The organism is Streptosporangium sp. NPDC005286, assembly GCF_040607515.1.
GTDB lineage: Bacteria > Actinomycetota > Actinomycetes > Streptosporangiales > Streptosporangiaceae > Streptosporangium.
Genome location: NZ_JBEXGU010000350.1, coordinates 1 through 3446 on the forward strand (window position 1 = coordinate 1; position 3446 = coordinate 3446).

1 protein-coding gene is annotated in these 3446 nt (G+C 72.3%); it reads left to right on the forward strand.

Annotation, left to right across the window (positions count from 1 at the left end):
* Nucleotides 1-3446, forward strand: a 3446-nt coding sequence (locus tag ABZU75_RS45865) for an SDR family NAD(P)-dependent oxidoreductase (protein WP_355569700.1), incomplete at both ends; no start/stop codon positions are given.

A 3446-nucleotide genomic window follows, 5' to 3' on the forward strand; every position in this document is an offset into this window, starting at 1 on the left:
ATCGTCTCCACCGTGACCGGCGAGGTGGTCGACGCCGCCTACCTGTGCTCGGCGCAGTACTGGGTGGATCACGTCGTGCGTCCGGTGCGTTTCGCCGCGGCGGTGCAAGCTGCGGGCTCGGTGGGGGCCAGGGTGTTCTTGGAGCTGGGTCCGGATGGCGGGTTGTCGGCGCTCGTTCACCAGAACCTCTCGGTTCGTCAGGACTCGCACAAGCCGGCGGCTGCCTTTCCCGTTCTGCGTAAGGACCGCGGTGAGGAGGCGGCGGCGTTGGCCGCGGCCGCCCGGTTGTATGTGCGTGGTGTGCCGATGCGGTGGCGGGAGCTGTTCCCGGCCGCTCACCGGGTGGATCTGCCGACCTACGCGTTCCAACAGGTGCGGTACTGGCCCAAACTCTCGGTGGCCGCGGGCGATGTCACCGCTGCCGGGCTGGACCTGCCGCGTCATCCGCTGCTGGGCGCGGCCACGGAGCTGCCCGACACCGGCGGGTTCCTGTTCACCGGTCTGGTCTCGACCGCGGCGCATCCGTGGCTGTCGGACCATGTGGTGGCCGGGCAGGTGCTGCTGCCCGGCACGGCCTTCGTCGAGCTGGCCCTGCGGGCCGGCGAGGAGGTCGGTTGCGGCCTGTTGGAGGAGCTCACGCTCACCTCCCCGCTGGTGATACCCGAGCGGGGAGGTGTTCAGGTGCGGGTGGCGCTCGGCGCCGTCGACGACAGCGGCAGGCGGACGGTGGGGGTGTATTCCCGTCCGGAGGGTGAAGCGGACGCGCCGTGGGCTCAGCACGCCACCGGTGTGCTCGCCTCCGCCGCGCCGACGAGCGTCCCTGACGCGGGGATGGAGGAGTGGCCCCGCGCGGACGCCGTCACGGTGGACCTAGACGGCTTCTACGACCGGCGGGCGGCGGTGGGTTTCTCCTACGGTCCGGCGTTCAGGGGGGTGCGCGCCGTCTGGCGTACCGAGCGGGAGGTGTTCGCCGAGGTCGCCCTGCCCGAAGACGTCGCCGCCGACGCGGGCTCCTACGGGTTGCATCCGGCCCTGCTCGACGCTGTGCTGCAGGTGGCATCGCTGGCCGGGCTCGATGAGGCGGAGGGCGGACTGCTGCCCTTCGCCTGGAGCGGGGTGTCGCTGCACGCGTCCGGCGCCTCGGCGCTGCGGGTCCGGATGAGCATGGCGGGCCCGGACACGGTCACGCTGGTCGTGGCCGATGCCGGGGGCGTGGTGGCCTCGGTGCGCTCCCTGGCGTTCCGCGCTTCGCGGCCTGCGGCACGCACCGGCGGCGGGCCGCTGCTGCGGCTGGACTGGCCGCCCGTGGCGGCATCCGGGAACGGAGACGATCCGGCCAGGCGGTGGTCGGTGCTCGGCTCCGACGGGTGGGGTCTGGTCGCCGCCCTGCGCGAAGCCGGGCAGGTGGCGGACATCGCGCATGAGATGGAGCCTGCCGCGGACGTGACCTTGGTGCCGGTCCCGGTTCCCGCCGGGGACGACGTTCCGGCCGCGGTGCGGTCGGTGACCTCGGCGGTCCTGGCCCGGCTGCGGGAGGCCGGGCGCGACGAGCACGCCAACCGCCTGGTGGTCTTCGTGACTTCAGGCGCGGTGGCGGTGGCCACCGAAACCGTGGCCGACCCCGTCGCGGCGGCGGTATGGGGTCTGGTGCGTTCGGCGCAGGTGGAGAACCCGGGGCGGTTCGTCCTGCTGGACCTTGATCGCGATCAGGTGGATGCCGGTCGGGTGGACGGACGGATGCTGGTCGCGGCGCTGGATTCCGGCGAGCCGCAGTTGGCGGTGCGTGACGGGCTGCCGCGGGTGCCGCGCCTGGTCAGGGTCGACGACGACCACTCTCAGACCGGGCCGGCTGTCGGCACCGTCTCGCCGGCACCGGGCACCGTCGGGGGTGTCGGCGGTGCCGCGTCGATGTGGAGTGCCGGCGGCACGGTGCTGGTCACCGGTGGTCTGGGTGGGCTGGGCGCGCTGGTCGCGCGTCATCTGGTGGCCGAGCATGGTGTGTGTCACCTGGCTCTGGTGGGTCGTCGTGGCCTGGATACCGAGGGCACGGCGGAGCTGGTGTCGGAGCTGAGGGCCCTGGGTGCCGAGGTCATGGTCGTGGCCTGCGATGTGTCCGATCGTGAGTCTTTGGCCGAAGTGATCGCTGCGATCCCGCCAGAGCACCCGCTCACCGGGGTGGTGCACGCCGCGGGTGTGCTCGATGACGGCCCGATCGACGCTTTGACGCCCGAGCGGATCGACGCCGTGCTGCGGCCGAAGGCGGACGGTGCCTGGCACCTGCACGAACTCACCCGCGACCTCGGCCTGACCGCGTTCGTGGTGTTCTCCTCGGTGACCGCGACGCTCGGCAACGGCGGCCAGGCAAGCTACACCGCGGCGAACGCCTTCCTGGACGCTTTGGTGCGGCAGCGCGCCGCTCAGGGGCTGGCGGGCGTGTCGATCGGGTGGGGGCCGTGGCAGCAGGGCACCGGGATGACCAGTGCCCTCACCGAGACCGACATGCGGCGCATGGCCCGGGCCGGGCTGCTGCCCCTGGCCGCCGAGCAGGGACTCGCCTTCTTCGACGCCGCGATGGTGAGCGGTGAACCGGTGGTGGTGGCGGCGCGGCTGGATCGGGCCGCGCTGCGGGCGCGAAGCAGTGTCCCGGCGGTCTTCCGCGCGCTGGTGCCCGCTCCCATGCGGCAGGCGGCTGTCACGCCTGCCGCCTTCGCCGCCCTGGGCGGGCTGTCGGGACGGGCGCTCGGCGAGGAGGTGTCCCGGATGGTGCTCGGGCAGGTGGCCGCCGTACTGGGGCACGCCTCGGCGAACGCGATCTCGCCGGACCTGACCTTCCAGGACCTCGGCCTCGACTCCCTCACCTCGGTGGAACTGCGTAACCGGCTGATCGAGGCGACCGGGATGCGCCTGGCGGCCACGCTGGTGTTCGATCAGCCCACCCCCGCGGCGGTGGCCCGTTTCATCCGCGAGCGACTTGAGGGCACGGACGCCGCGGCGCCTGTGCAGGTCGCGGCCCCGGTCGCCGGGGATCCGATCGTCATCGTCGGCATGGCCTGCCGGTATCCGGGCGGGGTCACCTCACCGGAGCAGTTGTGGGAGCTGGTCGCTGAGGGTAAAGACGCCATCTCCGGTTTCCCGGCCGATCGTGGCTGGGAGGTCGCGGACACCTCTTTCGCCCGTGCGGGTGGATTCCTGTATGACGCGGCTGAATTTGATGCTGAGTTCTTCGGGATCTCGCCGCGTGAGGCGCTCGCGATCGACGTCCAGCAGCGGCTGCTGCTGGAGACCTCCTGGGAGGCCGTCGAACGGGCGGGCATCGACCCGCTCACCCTGAAGGGCAGCCCGACCGGCGTTTTCGCCGGGATGATGTACCACGACTACCCGTCAACGGGAGACGGGGCAGCGGAGGAGTTGCGGGGGATCGTGGTCAACGGGACCACGGGCAGCGT